The sequence below is a fragment of the Acinetobacter sp. ACZLY 512 genome (genome assembly GCF_023614015.1).
Classification (GTDB): domain Bacteria; phylum Pseudomonadota; class Gammaproteobacteria; order Pseudomonadales; family Moraxellaceae; genus Acinetobacter; species Acinetobacter soli.
In genome coordinates this window covers 1-18,646 of the sequence record NZ_JAKIVI010000010.1, presented here as the reverse complement: position 1 = coordinate 18,646, position 18,646 = coordinate 1, and the positions used below count along the sequence as shown (strand labels likewise).

The window sequence follows — 18,646 nt, the reverse complement described above, 5'->3', positions numbered from 1 at the left end:
AGCAAAAAAAGCAACTATCAGGGAGAAAACTTATCATGGCTTTAAGCACAGCCATAATTTAAGCACAGCCATAATATTTTTAATGCGCTCAATGTAAAAAAGCACGCCATGTTTCTCACTTGGCGTGCTTTTAGTGAAAAGACCTTTATTTTGAAATAATCATCTATTCCGAAATGGTCATCAAGCTGGCATTACCTCCAGCAGCAGCCGTGTTAATACTGATTGCATGTTCAATCAATAGTCGCTCAAGTGGGATACGGACACTTGAATCTTGCATATGCGTAATACCTACAATAGCTCCTTGACGTGCTGCAACTTGTGTTTGCAATTTTTCCAGTTGATCGGCAGTACCATGATGCAAGACAGCATCGAAATCCCCATGCTCGACATGACCAATTTCAATAATTGCCTGACGAATCGCCTGAGGCAATTTTGAAGCATAACTTTGCATAAAACTGTGACCTTCCAAAATGGCCACTTCGCTTTGTACTGCAAAAATCGCGAGCATTTGATGCACGACATCGACATGATTCGTTGCAACCGTCAAAACACGCTTGCGCGGTAGCATCATATAGCGGTTGATTTCGCCAGTCGGGCCTTGCAGATCAAACGCGTGACCTACGCTAACTGTATCAATTGCAGGGAAGTTCGCTTCAGGTAAATGCTGTTTAGCCCAACTCAGCAGCTCATTAAACAGTTTTGGACGTTCAGCGCGAATATGATGGTCTGGCTGCACACCAAAAGGCACATTTAAGCTTTTTTCTGAACAGCTATTCATCAAGCGGTATACATAAAGCGGACCACCGGCTTTAGGCCCAGTACCCGATAAGCCTTCTCCGCCAAAAGGTTGTACCCCCACCACAGCACCTACGATATTACGGTTGATGTATAGGTTGCCGACTTCTGCATGTTCCACCACGGTATTGATTGTTTCATCAATTCGAGTGTGCAGTCCCATGGTTAAACCATAGCCCTTGGCGTTGATCCGCTCAAGTAAAGCCTGAATTTCGCCATGCTTATAGGTAATAACGTGTAATACCGGACCAAATACTTCGCGTTCTAAATCATCGAGATTTGGAAGTTCAATTAGGGTTGGCAGTACGAACGTTCCGTTTTGTAGCACCAATTGGCTTTTGGCATCTTGATTTAAAGCAAGCTGATGAACCGGATAGCCTTTACTGCGCATTTTTTGGATATGCTGATCGATGGTTTGTTTGGCTTCGCCATCAATCACAGGGCCAATATCCGTTTTCAAAATAAACGGATTACCCACCAAAAGTTGTTGCATCGCACCTTTGAGCATGTCAATTAACACTTTAGCGTTGTCTTCTTGCACACATAAAATACGAAGTGCAGAGCAGCGCTGGCCGGCGCTGTCAAATGCCGAGTTGACGACATCTAGCACCACCTGTTCGGTTAAGGCCGATGAATCGACAATCATCGCATTTTGACCGCCCGTTTCCGCAATCAGCGGAATAGGCTCGCCAGTCGGTGAAACGCGTTTGGCAACTGTCTTTTGCAAAATTTTCGCGACTTCGGTCGAACCGGTAAACATGATGCCCTGAACACGATCATCTGAACTAAGCTTAGCACCAACCGTTTCACCACGCCCTGGCAATAGTTGCAGTACAGCACGTGGAACACCCGCTTCATGCAAGATGCGCACTGCTTCAGCAGCAATTAAAGGCGTTTGCTCGGCAGGTTTTGCAATGACACAGTTACCAGCCACCAAGGCAGCTGCAATCTGACCTGAAAAAATTGCTAAAGGGAAGTTCCAAGGGCTAATACAGAGCACTGTGCCAAGTGGGCGAATCGTTGTAGATTCATTGATGCTCTCGATCTGAGTCGCGTAGTAACGTAGAAAATCGACGGCTTCACGTACCTCGGCAATCGCATTGGCATACGTTTTACCGGCTTCACGACATAAAAGGATCATGAGCGCCTGCATGCGGTCTTCCATTAAGTCTGCTGCACGCTTTAATGCTGCTGCGCGTTCACTTTTATGGGTGCCTGACCAACCGATTTGTGCTTGTATTGCTGCCTGTAAAGCAATCTCAACATGTGTTTCAGTTGCTTCTTGTACATAACCGACCAAGTCTGCATGAACAGCAGGGTTTAAAATGGCCTGTGATGTAACGTCAAACTCAAGCGATGCATCTGCAAGCAAGGGCTGACTGTTCCACACCTGATGCTGCAATGCCTGTGCCGTTTCATTTAAGGCGATCAGGCTGCTGTCATCGGCAAGATCAAAGCCTTTCGAATTCTGACGTGCATCGCCATATAATGCATATGGCAGTGCAATAGCAGGATGTTTGAGACCAATGTGTTGTTCACGTTTGGCAGTGGCATGAATTTCATCAAATGGTGATTGAATCAATGCTTCGATTTTTAGGTTTTGATCGGCAATACGGTTAACAAAAGAGGTATTGGCACCATTCTCGAGCAAGCGGCGTACCAAGTAGGCGAGTAAGGTTTCATGGTTACCCACTGGTGCATAAATACGACATGGAATACCGAGTTTATTGTCGCTACGCGAACCTACGACTTGCTCGTATAACGGCTCTCCCATGCCATGTAAACATTGGAACTCATACTGACCTGCATAATACTTGCTCGGGTCTGCCAGATGGTAAATGGTGGCTAATGACTGTGCATTGTGTGTTGCAAATTGCGGATAAATATAGGCTGGTGCGTCCAGCAATTTTTTGGCACACGCAATGTAAGATAAATCGGTGTGAACCTTACGTGTGAATACAGGGTAGTCGCTCATCCCGTCGATTTGCGCTTTTTTGATTTCGCTGTCCCAATAAGCACCTTTTACCAAACGAATCATCAGACGTTTCTGGCTACGTTTGGCCAGATCAATCACGTAATCGACCACGTAGAAACAACGTTTTTGGTAAGCCTGAATGACAAACCCAATACCTTTCCAGCCTGCAAGTTCTGGCTCAAAGCACAATCGTTCTAAAAGTTCGAGTGAGATTTCAAGACGATCGGCTTCTTCTGCATCAATGTTGAGTCCAATGTCATAGCGTTTCGCCAGTTGTGCCAGTTCAAAGACTTTTCCATAAAGCTCATCATGTACACGTGCAATTTGAGCACGTTGATAACGAGGGTGCAGTGCAGATAACTTAATCGAAATTCCTGGACCATCATACACGCCCTTACCTTGAGCGGCTTTGCCGATCGCATGAATGGCTTGTGTGTAATCGTTAAAATAACGTGCAGCATCATGATCGGTGAGAGCAGCTTCGCCCAGCATGTCGTATGAATAGCGAAAGCCTTTGTGTTCAAGCGGTTTAGCATGATTCAGCGCTTCTTCAATGGTTTCACCTGTCACGAACTGTTCGCCCATCATGCGCATCGCCACGTCAACTGCTTTACGGATGACACCACGACCACTACGAGCAATGATCGAGGTGAGCAAGCCCGATAAACTTCCTTGTTTAGGCGTTTCCATCAGCTTACCGGTCAGCATTAAGCCCCAAGCTGCTGCATTGACAAACATCAGGCTACTTTGACCCACATGGTCTTTCCAGTTGCCTTGATTGATTTTGTCACGAATCAGTAAGTCGCGTGTTGCTTTATCAGGAATACGTAAAAGTGCTTCTGCCAAGCACATGAGTGCAATTCCTTCTTGCGAGGACAGCGAAAATTCCTGCAATAAACCCTGCACAATGCCTGCCTTACCAGCAGAACTCTTACGCTCACGTAATGAGTTGGCCAGATTAAACGCAACTTCATGAATCTGATGATTCAATTCATCTGAAATTGTCGCGGCATTCAATAAGGTTTCGACGACTTCTGGTTCTGCACGGCGCCAAGCACTGTTAATTCGTTCTTCCAGCTCGGTTTTTTGTTTAAATTCCGTGATGTAACCAAAGTTAGGTTGTGCTTCATGCATTTTCGGGTTGCTGTCCATCATGTTCATGTCAAATTCCAATGACGATCTCTTAAGGATATTGTCTAAAGAGGTTTAGATAATTTATGATTACAGAATAATTACCGAATAACTCGCTATATTCTTGGCATTTTTTAGGGAAAAATTTTGTATGGATGGGGCAATTTCAACATTAGATCGGGTTGATCTGAAAATTCTCGATATTCTTCAAAAAGATGGTCGAATTTCAAACATAAAACTCGCAGAAGAAGTCAGTCTGTCACCTACTGCGGTCATGGCGCGTGTACAGAAACTAACCAAGGAGAATTATATTCTGGGCTATCAAGCCAAACTCAATCCAGAAAAGCTCAATGCGAGTTTTTTAGTATTTGTGGAAGTATTACTCGATAAAACCACATCGAATGGACTCGACGAATTTATTGAGGCTGTATCGGAATATCCTGAAATTATTGAATGCCATATGACCAGCGGCGGTTTTGATTTCTTAATGAAAATTCGCAGTGCCAATATGGAAGAGTACCGAAAGTTTGCTGGGCAAACGTTGTGGCAATTGCCTGGAGTCAAGGAAACGCGAAGTTATCCGGTCATGCAAGTGGTCAAAGAAACCTCTCGAATTAAGCTCAATAAGCGCACTACAAAAAAAGGGGCATAACGCCCCTTTTTTTAGATCATATGATGCATTATTTCGAGCTATGGTAAAGACGATCGGCTTCTTCAAAACGATCCGTAACTTCACGTGTTGGTGGTTTGCCCATGAGGCTCACAACCACAATGGTAATTGCAGCCAAGACAAAACCAGGAATAATCTCGTAAATACCCGTTGACGCAAATAGGTTTTTCCAGCCAATCACCACCACTGCGCCTACAATCATACCTGCAACCGCAGCATTTAAAGTCATGCGTTTCCAGAATAACGAGAAAATAATTAACGGACCAAACGCGGCACCAAAGCCAGCCCAAGCGTACGCTACAAGGCCCAAAACTTTACTTTCCGGGTTGCTTGCCAACCAGATTGCAAATACAGAAATCGCCAGAACCATCAAGCGACCAACCCAGACCAATTCTTTTTGAGAGGCATTTTTGCGAAAGAATGGCTTATAAAAATCTTCGGTTAAGGTACTCGAGCAGACCAGAAGCTGACAGCTCAACGTACTCATCACAGCAGAAAGAATACCTGCCATCACAATACCGGCTACCCACGGATTAAACAAAATCTGTGCAAGCTCCATAAATACCAATTCAGAGTTTTTACTCACATTTCCGGCAAGCTCAGGATGACCTTGGAAGAACGCAATACCAAAAAATCCTGCTCCGACAGCGCCACCTAAGCACAGAATCATCCAAGACATACCAATTCTACGTGCAGCTGGAATTGATTTGACCGAGTCTGCTGCCATAAAACGAACGAGGATATGCGGCTGCCCAAAATAGCCTAAGCCCCATGCCATTGCTGAAATCATGGCAATAAAACTCACACCAGAGAACATGTTCATGGCTTGTGGACGAGCTGTTTCAATGAGCTGCGTAAATTGCTGCTGACCGTCTCCAATCGCTAAATACGCAAAAATAGGCGTGAGCAATAAAGCAAATAGCATCATGGCAGCTTGAAACGTATCGGTCCAGCTAATGGCAAGGAAGCCACCAATACACACGTAACTGATCGTGGCAATCGCACTGATCCAGAGCGCCATGGTGTAATCCATACCAAAAATCGTTTCGAACAAGCGTGCGCCTGCAACCATGCCTGAAGCACAGTAAATCGAGAAGAAAATCAGAATGATCAGCGCAGAAGATACGCGAAGTAATTTTTTCGTATCATTGAATCGATTGGTAAAATAATCGGGGAGAGTGAGTGCGTTAAATTGCACCTCAGTATGCACGCGTAAACGGCCTGCGACAAACAACCAGTTTAACCATGCGCCGATAATCAGACCAATTGCGATCCATGCTTCGGAAAGACCCGATAAGTAAATCGCACCTGGTAAGCCCATGAGTAACCAACCACTCATGTCTGATGCACCAGCCGACAATGCTGTAACAAAACTTCCTAAGCTGCGTCCGCCCAGAATGTAGTCTGAAAAATTAGTTGTGGCTCTATACGCATAGAGACCAATACAGACCATTGCCACGATGTAAAATACAAACGTGATCACGGTTGGATTGATAGAATTCATGAATGGGACCTATCCTTATGTACTTTTACGTGTGTAATTCAACCAGTCCAAATAATAATTTGGTTGCCTAAAAATAAGGCTGAGATATAAACACGGATGCCAAAATAATAACTGTTAACTTTAAGTATACGTTATGTAATTTTATGTAAAAATATCTTGTGTGTAGAGATTAATTAATAACCTATAAAATTCAATGTATTATTTATCGAAAATAAAAATAAAAAGCCATTTGATGGATTTAAATACAAAAAATGATGATATTTAAATCGAAAGGATGAAAATCAAAGCAGTTTTGTAATTTTGTGTATCTTAAAAAGTGAGCAATTGTGTAAGCATTGAACAAATTGAAGGTGATGTGTGGATAAAAAGCACCCAAAATGGTCAAATTATTTACTTTTTAACGTCTCGGATAGTGTTTTTACACCCTCAGATGCTGTCATTTTGAGCAACTGATACTGCTTTGGAACGCGATGATAATCGGCTTTTGGATCGATATAATACGCTTCACATGAGCCAGATATTTCGTGGATTAAACCCGCGACTGGATAAACGCTTAAGGTTGAACCAATCACAATAAATATATCGGCTTGACGAATTTGATGGATTGCATCTTGATAAGCAGGTACAGATTCACCAAACCAGACCACATGTGGCCGAAGTGGATAGCCATCTTTACAGTTATCCCGATCTAGTTTTAATTCGCTGCCCCGAATAGGATATAGCTCTTGGGTGATTTGTGCATCTGGACCACTGGTTTTGGCAAATCGAATATTGCCGTGCAAATGTAAAACACGGCTAGAGCCAGCACGCTCGTGCAGATCATCAATATTTTGAGTAATCACATTCACATCAAATTGATGCTCTAGAGCGGCAATCGCCAGATGTGCCGAGTTAGGCGTCGCGTTCAAAATGTTTTTACGCCGTTCATTATAAAAACGCTGTACAAGTTCAGGATCTTTTTGCCAAGCTTCTGGCGTTGCCACATCTTCAATTTTGTAATTTTCCCACAGTCCATCACTATCTCGAAATGTATGAATACCACTTTCGGCGCTCATACCGGCACCAGAAAAAACCACTAATTTTTTCATGATGTTCTCCTTGATATAAAAAATCCGCCCGAAGGCGGATTTGAAATTTATTTGTCGTGATGCAAATATTCTGGTTCTTTCGGTAATTTAAAACTACAGAAGAAACAGATGGCAAGCATCACCATCACATAAATGAAGAATTCGTTTTCAATACCTGCCTGTTTAAATTGCAGGGCAACCGCTGGCGCTGAACCACCAAAAATGGCATTTCCGACAGCATAAGAAAACCCAACGCCCAATGCCCGTACATGTGGTGGAAACATTTCTGCCTTAATTAAACCACTAATAGAAGTGTATAGGCTCAGAATCATCATCAGAAAAACCAGTAAAGCCGTCACGATTACCGGTGAATCACTAAACTGACGCATTCCAATGACCATAACTGGATAAATAAATACAATGCTCAATCCACTAAAAAGCAGCATGGATGCACGACGACCAATCCGGTCAGAGAGTGCTCCAAACAGTGGTTGAGCAATCATATAAATAAACAGTGCACAGGTCATCATATAGCCAACAGTTCGGCCTTCAATACCCAAGCTGGTGATATAGGTTTTTGAATATACGGTTAAGACATAAAAGGTTAAGGAACCTGCCGAGGTATAACCCACCACTAGTAAAAAGGTAAACCAGTGCTTTTTAAACAGCTCGCGCAACGAACCCGATTCTTTTTTGTCGCTGTCTTCATGCGACAAGGTTTCTTCAAGTTTACTTCGTGCTAAAAGTGAAATAATTGCTGCGATGCCGCCAATCACAAACGGAATTCTCCAGCCACCATCCATGAGTTGTTGTTCGGTCATAAAGGCCAGCATGATCACACCGAGCAAGCTTGCCAAGAGCTGGCCGCCTGAAAGGGTCACATATTGAAACGACGCATAAAAACCGCGTTGGCCTTTAAGCGCAATTTCACTCATATAGGTAGCAACAGCACCGTATTCACCACCAACCGATAAACCTTGTAGCAAGCGTACCATTAATAATAAAAAGGGCGCTGCAATACCAACCTGATCATAGGTCGGGAGTGCGGCAAATAAGAAGGAGCTGACCGCCATCAGGCTAATTGAAATCACCATCGACTGTTTTCGGCCGTGTTTGTCGGCAATTCGACCAAATAACCAGCTACCAATTGGGCGCATAAAAAAGCTGGCTGCAAAAACGCCCCAAACATAAATACCTTGAGCGGTTGAACTCATGTCGGGTGCAGTCAATGCTCGCTGAAAATACATGGCAAAAACGGCGTAGATATAAAAGTCAAACCATTCAACTAAATTCCCTGAAGATGCTCCGACAATTCCCATAACGCGTTTGCGTTTTTCTTCTTTGCTATATACCACTTCACTCATTTAATAAATATCCTTATGGTCGGTCTAGTTATGGTCATCATATATTTTTTGACGTGATCAGATACCTTTGTACCTGTTGTCTAACAAAAGCATCAAACTACAGCAGGACGGGACTGTCTAGGGTAAAAAATCAGAATTCTATTTATTTATACAGAGTTTTAAATAATACTTTTCACGTTAATTTTATTAAGTTTTTGAATTTATTCTGTAAATCCTAAAAATGCCAACATCATTTATTGTCTTTTTTATAAGCATGAAAATATTAACATAATTCTATGTTTTTATTGATAAAAGCGATTGAGACGAAGTTTTTCTCAAACTAGTGTACTTTCTTCAAAAAATGCCCAATCTCGGTTCTAAATTTTTTTGGCTCCGTAATGAGCGGTGTATGACCAGACTTTTCAAAATAAATAGGCTGAGCATTTTTTAACTGATGAGCAATTAATGTCTGACCTTGTTCTGGATAAAGTGTCGACTGTTTTCCAATGAAAAATGTGGTGGGGCATTCAAGTGCCTGTAAAGCGGTTCGATAATCTTCGGTATGATTCAAATAATTTTGTACATACCATCTGAGGTAATCTAAGCGCTGAATCGGGAGTACATGTTTTTGAAGTTTTGGGTATTGCAGAGCCAGCTTGAATATTTTGGGTATAAATGAGTTGCTGCTTTGAAACTCGATAAACTTCAGCCATGTTTCAACCAGCTCCTGTTGGTGAGTCAGCGGAAGTTCCTCTAAATATTGAACGGATGCATGTGATTGTAAAAGTGCGTTAATCAAATGAAGAAAACGTCTAAATTCGGTATAACGTTCACCAAAAAGACCAAACTGCCACGTGCTATCGACACGTATTTTTGGAGTTTGATCGATATGTAAATAACCTTTTAATTTCTGTCCTAAATGGCCGTATTGCATACCATGCATTGCGGTGGTTGCACCCATCGAGTATCCGATAAGGGTAAACTGTGTCAGTTTGAGCTCGTCAATCAAGTGTTCAACATCACGCCAGTGGCTAGAAATAGAATCTAGCTCTTGCGGTATCGCACAATGTTGTGATCGACCAAAACCACGCCATTCAGGAATAATAAACTCAAAGCCTTTGGTATATGAAAGTAAAAAGGGAAGCCATTGCCAGCTCAACATACCTAAACCAGAAAGTACCAACACTGGCTCGCCTGATCCAAAACGTCTGACAAATAATTGCTCTTGATCCGGCATAGTATAAAAAGGCATGGCTGATCCTATTGGTTAATTAGTGCATTTAATTCAGGAATGACTTCATCGAGCCATTTGATCCATTCTTGCTCCATGGTAATGCCCAATTCTAAAATTTTTCGATGAATAAACAATACCCGGTTTTCTGATGTGTTGTGTTTAAAATCTTTATCGTAGATGGTTTGGTAGAGCTTCAGTTTTTCTTGATGAATTGCCAAGTGTCGCTCGAGTTCAGGCAAGATTTGATTGCCACCCAGTTGAGCTTCTGCACGTAAACGAACCATCAAATCATCACGGAGTTGAGAGGGCTCACTTTGCTGGAGCAACCAGCTTGAAAGTTCTATTCGACCGAGTTGTTCCACCTGATAGGTTTTTTTACGCGTGTGACTTGAGGCTTCATCAATGGTTGAAATCCAGCCTTTAGCCAGCATCGCACTGAGTTCACGATAAATCTGTTGATGACTGGCGTTCCAGAAAAATCCCATCGAGCGATCAAAACGTCGGGCGAGTTCAAATCCGGAACTGGGTTTCTCCAATAAGCTGGTCAGTAAAACATGCGAAAGCGACATAGCCATCCTAAAACTCGATGTGACCCTTCAGATTATGCAATAAGTTGCATAGAAAGCAAATTTTGTTTATAAGTTTATGCAACATATTGCATAAAGCGCGCTTATGCCAGCCAGGGAGATTATATGTCAACGCACTATCCGCATTTATTGGCACCATTAGATTTAGGATTTACTACATTAAAAAATCGTATCTTAATGGGATCGATGCATATTGGACTTGAAGAAGCACCGGGTGGATATGCGCGTATGGCTGCATTTTATGCAGAGCGTGCTCAAGGTGAAGTGGGGCTTATTGTGACGGGTGGTATCTCGCCAAATGATGCAGGCCGAACTTTTGCACATGCTTCAAAACTAGATACGCTTGAAGAAGCGGAAAAACATAAAGTTATCACACAAGCTGTGCATGACGCTGGCGGTAAAATTGCCATGCAGATTTTACATACCGGTCGTTATTCTTATCAGCAAGAAATTGTCGCGCCGTCCGCCATTCAGGCACCCATTAACCCGATCAAGCCGCAACAACTTAGTTCGGCTGAGGTCTGGCAGACAATATCCGACTTTGTCAATTGTGCCAAGCTCGCACAATATGCGGGTTATGATGGCGTAGAAATTATGGGATCAGAAGGTTATCTCATCAATGAGTTTATTGCTGCTCGAACCAACCATCGAGATGATGAGTGGGGCGGTCAGTACGAAAACCGCATTCGCTTTCCAATTGAAATTGTAAAGCGTACTCGTGAAGAGGTTGGTGAAAATTTTATTATTATTTACCGACTGTCGATGCTTGATCTGGTCGAGGGCGGCTCAACCTTAGATGAAGTCATTCATTTAGCCAAAGAAATTGAAAAAGCCGGTGCAACAATTATCAATACTGGAATTGGCTGGCATGAGGCACGTATTCCCACCATTGCCACTAAAGTGCCGCGGGCAGCATTTACATGGGTGACCGAAAAAATTCGACCTCACGTGAAAGTGCCACTGATTACATCAAACCGTATTAATACCCCTGAAATGGCAGAGTACGTACTGACAAGTGGACATGCCGATATCGTCTCAATGGCACGCCCGATGCTGGCCGATCCAGAATTTGCTTTAAAAGCTCGCGAGGGACGTAGTGATGAAATCAATACCTGTATTGGTTGCAATCAAGCCTGTCTGGATCATATCTTTAATGGTAAAGTGGCCTCATGTTTGGTTAATCCACGCGCATGCCATGAAACCGAACTCAATTTTAAAGCAGCGGCTACACCGAAAAAAATCGCTGTCGTTGGCGCAGGGCCGGCCGGTTTAAGTTTTGCCACCTATGCTGCCAGTCGTGGTCATAAAATCAAATTATATGAAGCCGCTGAGCAAATTGGCGGGCAATTTAATATTGCCAAAACCATTCCAGGTAAAGAAGAGTTTTACGAAACCCTGCGTTACTTTAATCGCCAGATTGAACTGCAACCGAACATTGAGCTGGTTTTAAACTACAAAATCGATTATGACGAATTAGCCAAGTCAGACTTCGATGATATTGTTATTGCAACTGGCGTTACACCACGTCATCTCAATCTTGAAGGTATCCAGCATCCGAAAGTGTTAAGTTACCTCGATGTACTCAAAGCCCGTCAGCCAGTCGGTCAAAAAGTTGCGATTATCGGTGCGGGTGGTATTGGCTTTGATACCGCAGAGTTTCTTACCCATGAAGGCGAAAGCGGCAGTATTCACCCTAAGAAGTTTTATGACGAATGGGGAATCGATACCTCCTATAGCCAAGTCGGTGGCTTAAAAACTGCGGCGGTTGAGCACAGTGCACGTGAAATATATTTGCTACAACGTAAAGCCAGTTCGGTCGGAGCAACACTGGGCAAAACCACAGGATGGATTCATCGTACAGGTTTAAAAAATCGTAATGTGAAAATGATTGCCGGTGTACAGTATGAAAAAATTGATGATCAGGGTTTACATATTCAGGTCGGTGAAAAGACCACAGTACTTGATGTCGATCATGTCATTATCTGTGCGGGACAAGAATCGTTTACGGCGATGTATGAACCACTCAAGCAGCTTGGCAAAAATGTACATTTGATTGGTGGCGCCAAAGAAGCGGGTGAGTTAGATGCCAAACGTGCTATCCGTCATGGTGCAGAACTTGCGGCTATGATTTAAGTTTTTGTTCATCCTTAAGGTTTAGGCTATCGATTGGTCTAGGCCTTTTAAAATATCGGTTCGCTAATTTTTCGAATGTTGTTCTAAATTCCCATAAAGTTGATACATTTCATGAAAAAGATAAATGTGCTAAAAAAACTAACAGATACGCTCGATCGTTTGACAGGAGCGGATTATCCCCAAATCTATCTGCATCCTGAGAGCGGTCTTCATCAGCACATGCAAAAGCTCACCCAATTAAATGCTAAGTATCGCCCGACACCTTGGCTCTTTAACGAGCATCTTCAGCTTCTTTATTTTGATTTGGTTAAAAAACGCTTTATCCGCCAGCAATATGATCATATCGATTATTTAAAGATGCAAGACGGCGGGGAAACGGCAATTACATGGGTCGGTTCGCACTTACCCGCAGACACGCCGACGATTGTCATCTTGCATACCATTACCGGTTCTCCGTCAAGTATGCGTGAGTTGGTTCGTGACTTACACCGCTTTACTGGCTGGCGGATTGCACTTTGTGTGCGCCGTGGACATGCCGATTTAAACTTTTCTATACCGCAATTTAACTTGTTTGGCTCAACTGCAGACTTAAAAGAACAACTTGATTTTATTCGTCTTAAGCTCCCCCAATCAGATTTGTATGCTGTTGGATCATCGGCTGGATCGGGTCTACTGGTGCGTTACTTGGGTGAAGTTGCAGATCAGTCATGTTTTAAAGCCGCATTTGCATTTTGTCCAGGTTACAACATTGAAACGGGTTTTGATAAAGTTCATCCGGTTTATAGTCGATATATGGCAAAAAAAATAATCAATCGCTTTGTTAAGAAACACCTGCAAGGTTGGTCACATATCGATAATTTAAAAGAACTCCTGACATCTAAAAATTTAACCGAGTTTCATCTTCGCTACTATCAGCTTGCTGGTTTTTCAAACTATCAAGACTATACGTTGGCCACCAATCCCATGCACGTTTTTAAGCAAATCAAAGTGCCATTGATGGTACTTAATTCGCAAGATGATCCAGTGTGTCATATCGACAACTTTGCACCTTATCTGCCTGAAATTCAGGCTATGCAGAACATTGCCGTGGTGACCACCAAGAAGGGAAGTCATTGTGCGTTTTATGAGGGGTGGCGCACACAATCATGGGCCACCAAGCTCATGGCAGATTTTTTTCTAAGTCAGAAGTAAGTCTTTTTGCTTAAGCGAATATCAGCGCTCGGTTAAATGCTCAACCAAGTAATCGATAAACACACGAACAGCGGGCAGTAATCCACGACGTGAAGGATATACCGCATGAAAGACACCATGCGGTGCTTTCCATTCAGGTAAGACGCGAACCAATTCACCCGATTTAACATAGTCGCTGGCAATGGTATCGGGAAGTAGCGCGATACCGCAGTTTTGTGCGGTAATATTGGCAAGTACAGAAAGGTTAGATGCCATCACCACCGGATTGACTTTGATTTTCTGTAGTTCATTGCTTTGGCTGTACAAGCTAAACTGCTGATCTAAATGCTCATCCGATAAACTCAAAATCCGATGATGATGCAAATCTTCAGGCGCTTTAACAGAGCCGTATTCGTTTAAGTACGCCTGACTGGCAAAAAGATGTTGCTCGATGATGGAGAATTGACGTAACACCAGACTCGGATCATCATCAAGATTTGAGCGAACGCGAAGCGCAATATCTATGCCTTCATTGACAATATCAACACGTCGATTACTAATGATCAGTTGAACTCGAATTTCAGGATACTGTTTTAAAAAATTCGGCAGCAGTTTCGACATCTGATTTTGTGCAATATCGACAGGAACACTCACTTTAATCACGCCACGAGGCTGGATACTCAAGTGATCTACCAGATCATGTGCGGCTTGAGCGGCATTCATCATCACTTGTGCATGCCGATAAATATTCATCCCGATATCGGTCACTGCAAAGTGTCGAGAGCTACGCTGAATTAAGCGGACGCCTAAATTCTCCTCAAGATTGTATACGCGGCGACTTAATTTTGACTTTGGAATATCTGTGGCACGCTCGGCAGCACTGAAACCACCGTGTTCAACCACAAGAGCAAAGCAATAAAAATCGTCTAAATCTGTGAGCATGATGCATGTCCATATTTCTAAAAATAGGGGTTTTTAAATTTTTTCAAAGTATACCCAATATTTTTCTGAGGATATGTGATTACTCAGTAAATCATGCAATTTAGGCCAAAATAGACGAATTTGGATCAAGTAAATAGGCTTGCACTTTTTTATACTCTTCTAAACGCGCAAAATCACGGGCTGTAGGGTGACTAATTCGTTTTAAATCCATGTTGTCTTTTAGATCGGCTAGTTTGACTGCTTTGGCCAATGGGTTATTTACAATTCGCTTTGCGGCTGTAAACCGGCTCTCGCCGGGTTTTTTGGTGAGCGCAATGACTGCATCAATAATATCTTGGCTAAAACCCAATGAAATTAGATCGACAATTGTGGTGTCGGTGTCTTCAAGTAAGTCGTGCATCACTGCAACAATTTTCTGTTCTAAAGTATCCAAATGAAGCATAAGTCGTAATGGATGCAAGATATAAGGTTGTCCAGCTTTGTCTACTTGTCCCGCGTGTTTTTTTGCTGCAAGTCCGATTGCTTTTTCCAAAGTTGACATGAATGCTCCAGTATTGAATGACATGACATTAGTAACAGCACTGCGCTTAGTACTCACTTAAGCACGCTACACTGGCAAGATCAATCCGACATCAGTCGATTTAAAACGATTAGATGCAAACAAATATTTCTTTTACACTATGTGGACCTTTTAGAGAATGAAATATGACTTATCAATTAATTCTTCAACCAGATGCATCAGTGAATATCGATTGCCCGATATGCAAACACCCAGTTATTGACTGGTCGCAAGAACAATATGTTCAGCCCTGCGAACATACTCTCTTTGTCGCGATGGATTTAGGATTCGAGTTTGTTTCCGATCGGTTTGAAGCGCAAATGCAACAACCTGTAGATGAATTACATGAAGATCCAGATATGAATATTTTTCATGCAATTACTTCAACTACATATCCTGTTCAAGTGATTGTCAAAGCTGATTTAGGTGTGCAATCGCTTTCACGCTACGTAGGATTTAGCGATCAACTTTAAAACGAAGAATTTAGAGAAACTGAGATTCAAATTCTCTGACTTCATGTTCGAGCCATTGAGTAAATTTTACAATCAATGCGTTTTTATGTTGCTCAGACGAAACAAAGTAATATGAACGAGTACCAACAAGTTCCACACGAGACACTCGTATCAAGTCACCCTGTTCAAGCTCTTTTTCAAGTAACAAAGGCGGTATTAATGCAACGCCTAAATGATGCATCGCAGCGACAGCCAGCATTGAGAAAAGTTCATGGCGTTGCCCGTCCATTGCATAAGGATAGGCATAATCTGCTTGAGCAAACCATTCATTCCAGATGTAGGGGCGAGTGGTCTGCTGAAGTAAAGGGAGCTGACTGATTTGTTCTGCAGTCAAATCCAAACTTTCATTCCCGCCTGACACACACTCTGGAAAATATTTTTCAATCAGTGTTTTAGAGCAGACGGGGACTAACGCTTCTTCCATAAGAAACTGAATTTTGGCATCGGGCCAGTTTTCAATTTGTGCAGGAGTGCCGGCATAAATTGCAGCATCAAAAATATGCTCACTAAACAAAAAGGGTTTGGTACTGGTTTCTAAATGAATCGTAATCTCAGGATACAAACGATTAAATCGATGAAGTCGCGGCAGTAACCATCGTGTTGCGAAGGTTGGAACAACGCCCAGTTTTAGTGTTCCACCTAACCCCTTGTGTGCCATTAAATCCAATGTGGCATGTTCGATACCGAGTAAATGTGATTTGATCGTTTTTAAATAACTCTCACCTGCTTGTGTAAGCTCAACTCCATGACGCGCTCGTGCAAAAAGCGCCACAGCAAGAAAGTCTTCAAGTTGCTGAATTTGCCGAGAAACAGCACTTTGGGTAATCGATAATTCTTGGGCTGCTGCTGTATAACTACGATGTTTGGCGGCCGATTCAAAACATAATAATGCCTGTAAAGAAGGAATCATTCGTCGCATATTATGTATCCTAGATCATTCTTTTAAATATTGAAAAATGGCTTCTTAAATAAATCCATCTGAAACTCGAAAAGCACTTTTATTCTAAACCAGAAAATTGAAAAGCAAAAAATAAGATATGAGAAAAATGCATGACTACATGCGAAATTATCGTTTGTGGTACTCGTTAACACAGCCTAAGATGAAGAAATAACAGTTCAATCATTAGGCTAGGAAAGCAATGAATCATATGGTCGATCATACAAAAAAAACAGCACGCGTCCACTTCAATTGGGATGATCCTTTCTTAATTGAGCAACAGCTCACGAATGAAGAGCGCATGATTCGCGATGCTGCACATGCCTATTGTCAAGATAAACTCATGCCTCGAGTGTTAGAACAGTTTCGTCACGAAAAAACAGATCCAGCTATTTTTCGTGAAATGGGTGAGTTAGGTCTTTTGGGCCCAACCATTGATGAGCAGTATGGTGGTGCCGGTCTGAATTATGTCAGCTATGGATTAATTGCAAGAGAAATCGAACGTGTAGATTCGGGTTATCGATCTATGGCAAGTGTACAAAGTTCATTGGTGATGGTGCCAATTTCCGAATTTGGATCTGAAGCACAAAAACAAAAGTATTTACCGAAGCTCGCTACAGGTGAATATATTGGATGCTTTGGTTTAACAGAGCCAGATCACGGTTCAGACCCTGGAAGTATGATCACACGTGCAAAAAAAGTTGATGGAGGCTATCGTCTTTCGGGTGCAAAAATGTGGATCACGAACAGCCCAATCGCCGATGTATTTGTGGTTTGGGCCAAAGAAGTATCGAGTGAAGGCAATATTGGCGAAATTCGCGGATTTATTTTAGAAAAAGGGTGGCAAGGTTTATCGGCACCAGCCATACATGGCAAGGTTGGACTACGTGCCTCTATCACCGGTGAAATTGTGATGGATAATGTTTTTGTACCTGAAGAAAATGCTTTTCCAGATATTAGAGGTTTAAAAGGTCCATTTACCTGCTTAAACAGTGCCCGTTACGGCATTGCTTGGGGTGCGATGGGTGCGGCAGAATTCTGCTGGCACACTGCACGTCAATATACACTGGATCGTAAACAGTTCGGTCGACCGCTGGCTGCCACCCAGCTTATACAAAAAAAATTGGCCGACATGCAAACCGAAATTGCATTAGGTTTACAGGCCGCACTTCGATTTGGCCGAATGAAAGATGAAGGATTGGCGGCAGTCGAAGGGACTTCACTCATCAAGCGCAACAACTGTGGCAAGGCGCTCGATATTGCACGTTTAGCTCGCGATATGATGGGGGGCAACGGAATCAGTGATGAATTTGGGGTTGCCCGCCATCTGGTGAATCTTGAAGTAGTCAATACCTATGAAGGTACGCATGATGTACATGCTCTTATTTTGGGGCGTGCTCAGACTGGTCTTGCAGCATTTTAGCTTTTTAAAAAACTCAGCTTCTAAAGAGATCATAACCATTCGAAATCACACGGCTTAAAATGCTCACTAAGCCGTGTGTTCATTTATTTTTTCGACTTCGAGAATACGTTCTACATATTATGAGGCAATAAAAAGTAAATCTGATCTAAATTAATTCAATGAATCGGGTATAATTGACTGTTATATGATCGATATTGAGCTAAATCATATAATTTTGATTAAAAAATAAACTATTGTTTGTTTTTTTTAAAATAATACTTGCGTTGGTTGGTTTTTTGCTTAGAATACGCAGCATCCCGACGCGATACACGAAAGCAACTTAGCTTACAGGGTTAAGTTGAAAGAAAGTGTTTTGCGTTGAATTTGTCTCTGACGAAGAGCAAATCGATCATTAAGAGAATAGAAGAACAACTTGTGTGGATTTTTACTGGTTGATTAATCGATATATATTATCATTGATTGATTGGTTTAAATTACTCGAAGTTTATTTGAGCGAAATTTAAGTCAGGAAATTGATGAGCCAGAATTGGTGTCTTGTTCTTTAAGAAAGGCACAAAATGATTTTAACTGAAGAGTTTGATCATGGCTCAGATTGAACGCTGGCGGCAGGCTTAACACATGCAAGTCGAGCGGAGTGATGGTGCTTGCACTATCACTTAGCGGC

General features: G+C 42.3%; 14 protein-coding genes and 1 rRNA gene. 6 read left to right on the top strand and 9 right to left on the bottom strand.

All coding sequences use genetic code 11. The features are described from left to right. Positions 1 to 163 precede the first annotated feature (163 nt). Positions 164 to 3,931, bottom strand: coding sequence for a trifunctional transcriptional regulator/proline dehydrogenase/L-glutamate gamma-semialdehyde dehydrogenase (putA, locus tag L2096_RS11550; protein WP_151746782.1), 3,768 nt, complete (start codon positions 3,929 to 3,931; stop codon positions 164 to 166). 121 nt (positions 3,932 to 4,052) lie between these two features. Here putA and L2096_RS11545 point away from each other — a divergent pair, with 121 nt between their 5' ends. Next, entirely contained in the window at positions 4,053 to 4,553 is a 501-nt protein-coding gene (locus tag L2096_RS11545) for an Lrp/AsnC ligand binding domain-containing protein (protein ID WP_004937965.1), read from the top strand. Between the two features lie 28 nt (positions 4,554 to 4,581). On the opposite strand, the gene putP is transcribed toward L2096_RS11545, so the two are convergent. From putP to L2096_RS11520, 5 genes are all read right to left on the bottom strand, one after another. Further along, complete coding sequence (gene putP, locus L2096_RS11540; protein ID WP_151746781.1) at positions 4,582 to 6,075, bottom strand: sodium/proline symporter PutP; 1,494 nt, start codon at positions 6,073 to 6,075, stop codon at positions 4,582 to 4,584. Positions 6,076 to 6,461: 386 nt separating this feature from the next. Then, on the bottom strand, positions 6,462 to 7,163 hold the full coding sequence (locus L2096_RS11535) for an SIR2 family NAD-dependent protein deacylase (RefSeq protein WP_250365459.1): 702 nt from the start codon (positions 7,161 to 7,163) through the stop codon (positions 6,462 to 6,464). A gap of 47 nt (positions 7,164 to 7,210) precedes the next feature. Beyond that, positions 7,211 to 8,497, bottom strand: a complete 1,287-nt coding sequence (locus tag L2096_RS11530; protein ID WP_025094681.1) for an MFS transporter — start codon at positions 8,495 to 8,497, stop codon at positions 7,211 to 7,213. A 328-nt stretch (positions 8,498 to 8,825) separates the two neighbouring features. Then, positions 8,826 to 9,737, bottom strand: a complete 912-nt coding sequence (locus L2096_RS11525) for an alpha/beta fold hydrolase (protein WP_048764254.1) — start codon at positions 9,735 to 9,737, stop codon at positions 8,826 to 8,828. An 8-nt stretch (positions 9,738 to 9,745) separates the two neighbouring features. Then, entirely contained in the window at positions 9,746 to 10,288 is a 543-nt protein-coding gene (locus L2096_RS11520) for a PadR family transcriptional regulator (protein WP_004947673.1), read from the bottom strand. A 123-nt stretch (positions 10,289 to 10,411) separates the two neighbouring features. Between L2096_RS11520 and L2096_RS11515 the strand changes: the two genes are divergently transcribed. Beyond that, positions 10,412 to 12,439, top strand: coding sequence for an oxidoreductase (locus L2096_RS11515; RefSeq protein ID WP_151815958.1), 2,028 nt, complete (start codon positions 10,412 to 10,414; stop codon positions 12,437 to 12,439). A 111-nt stretch (positions 12,440 to 12,550) separates the two neighbouring features. Further along, positions 12,551 to 13,630, top strand: coding sequence for a YheT family hydrolase (locus L2096_RS11510; RefSeq protein WP_004937948.1), 1,080 nt, complete (start codon positions 12,551 to 12,553; stop codon positions 13,628 to 13,630). A 21-nt stretch (positions 13,631 to 13,651) separates the two neighbouring features. Here L2096_RS11510 and L2096_RS11505 read toward each other — a convergent pair whose 3' ends face one another. Then, entirely contained in the window at positions 13,652 to 14,551 is a 900-nt protein-coding gene (locus tag L2096_RS11505) for a LysR family transcriptional regulator (protein WP_004937946.1), read from the bottom strand. A gap of 100 nt (positions 14,552 to 14,651) precedes the next feature. Beyond that, complete coding sequence (locus L2096_RS11500; protein WP_004937943.1) at positions 14,652 to 15,092, bottom strand: HD domain-containing protein; 441 nt, start codon at positions 15,090 to 15,092, stop codon at positions 14,652 to 14,654. Between the two features lie 164 nt (positions 15,093 to 15,256). Between L2096_RS11500 and L2096_RS11495 the strand changes: the two genes are divergently transcribed. Further along, positions 15,257 to 15,583, top strand: a complete 327-nt coding sequence (locus L2096_RS11495) for a hypothetical protein (protein WP_004937939.1) — start codon at positions 15,257 to 15,259, stop codon at positions 15,581 to 15,583. A gap of 10 nt (positions 15,584 to 15,593) precedes the next feature. Here L2096_RS11495 and L2096_RS11490 read toward each other — a convergent pair whose 3' ends face one another. Further along, complete coding sequence (locus tag L2096_RS11490; RefSeq protein WP_250365458.1) at positions 15,594 to 16,541, bottom strand: LysR substrate-binding domain-containing protein; 948 nt, start codon at positions 16,539 to 16,541, stop codon at positions 15,594 to 15,596. 220 nt (positions 16,542 to 16,761) lie between these two features. Here L2096_RS11490 and L2096_RS11485 point away from each other — a divergent pair, with 220 nt between their 5' ends. Together L2096_RS11485 and L2096_RS11480 are read left to right on the top strand one after the other, a co-directional pair. After that, positions 16,762 to 17,982 carry an acyl-CoA dehydrogenase gene (locus tag L2096_RS11485; protein WP_151840084.1) on the top strand — a complete coding sequence of 407 codons (1,221 nt, stop codon included), beginning with the start codon at positions 16,762 to 16,764 and terminating at the stop codon, positions 17,980 to 17,982. Positions 17,983 to 18,546: 564 nt separating this feature from the next. Then, positions 18,547 to 18,646, top strand: a 16S ribosomal RNA gene (locus tag L2096_RS11480); the annotation flags it as partial.

Excerpts from the sequence above, each read along its gene's own strand:
- putA (WP_151746782.1), bottom strand. The coding sequence starts at position 3,931 with ATGAACATGATGGACAGCAACCCGAAAATGCATGAAGCACAACCTAAC.
- L2096_RS11545 (WP_004937965.1), top strand. The coding sequence starts at position 4,053 with ATGGATGGGGCAATTTCAACATTAGATCGGGTTGATCTGAAAATTCTC.
- putP (WP_151746781.1), bottom strand. The coding sequence starts at position 6,075 with ATGAATTCTATCAATCCAACCGTGATCACGTTTGTATTTTACATCGTG.
- L2096_RS11535 (WP_250365459.1), bottom strand. The coding sequence starts at position 7,163 with ATGAAAAAATTAGTGGTTTTTTCTGGTGCCGGTATGAGCGCCGAAAGT.
- L2096_RS11525 (WP_048764254.1), bottom strand. The coding sequence starts at position 9,737 with ATGCCTTTTTATACTATGCCGGATCAAGAGCAATTATTTGTCAGACGT.
- L2096_RS11520 (WP_004947673.1), bottom strand. The coding sequence starts at position 10,288 with ATGTCGCTTTCGCATGTTTTACTGACCAGCTTATTGGAGAAACCCAGT.
- L2096_RS11515 (WP_151815958.1), top strand. The coding sequence starts at position 10,412 with ATGTCAACGCACTATCCGCATTTATTGGCACCATTAGATTTAGGATTT.
- L2096_RS11510 (WP_004937948.1), top strand. The coding sequence starts at position 12,551 with ATGAAAAAGATAAATGTGCTAAAAAAACTAACAGATACGCTCGATCGT.
- L2096_RS11505 (WP_004937946.1), bottom strand. The coding sequence starts at position 14,551 with ATGCTCACAGATTTAGACGATTTTTATTGCTTTGCTCTTGTGGTTGAA.
- L2096_RS11500 (WP_004937943.1), bottom strand. The coding sequence starts at position 15,092 with ATGTCAACTTTGGAAAAAGCAATCGGACTTGCAGCAAAAAAACACGCG.
- L2096_RS11495 (WP_004937939.1), top strand. The coding sequence starts at position 15,257 with ATGACTTATCAATTAATTCTTCAACCAGATGCATCAGTGAATATCGAT.
- L2096_RS11490 (WP_250365458.1), bottom strand. The coding sequence starts at position 16,541 with ATGCGACGAATGATTCCTTCTTTACAGGCATTATTATGTTTTGAATCG.
- L2096_RS11485 (WP_151840084.1), top strand. The coding sequence starts at position 16,762 with ATGAATCATATGGTCGATCATACAAAAAAAACAGCACGCGTCCACTTC.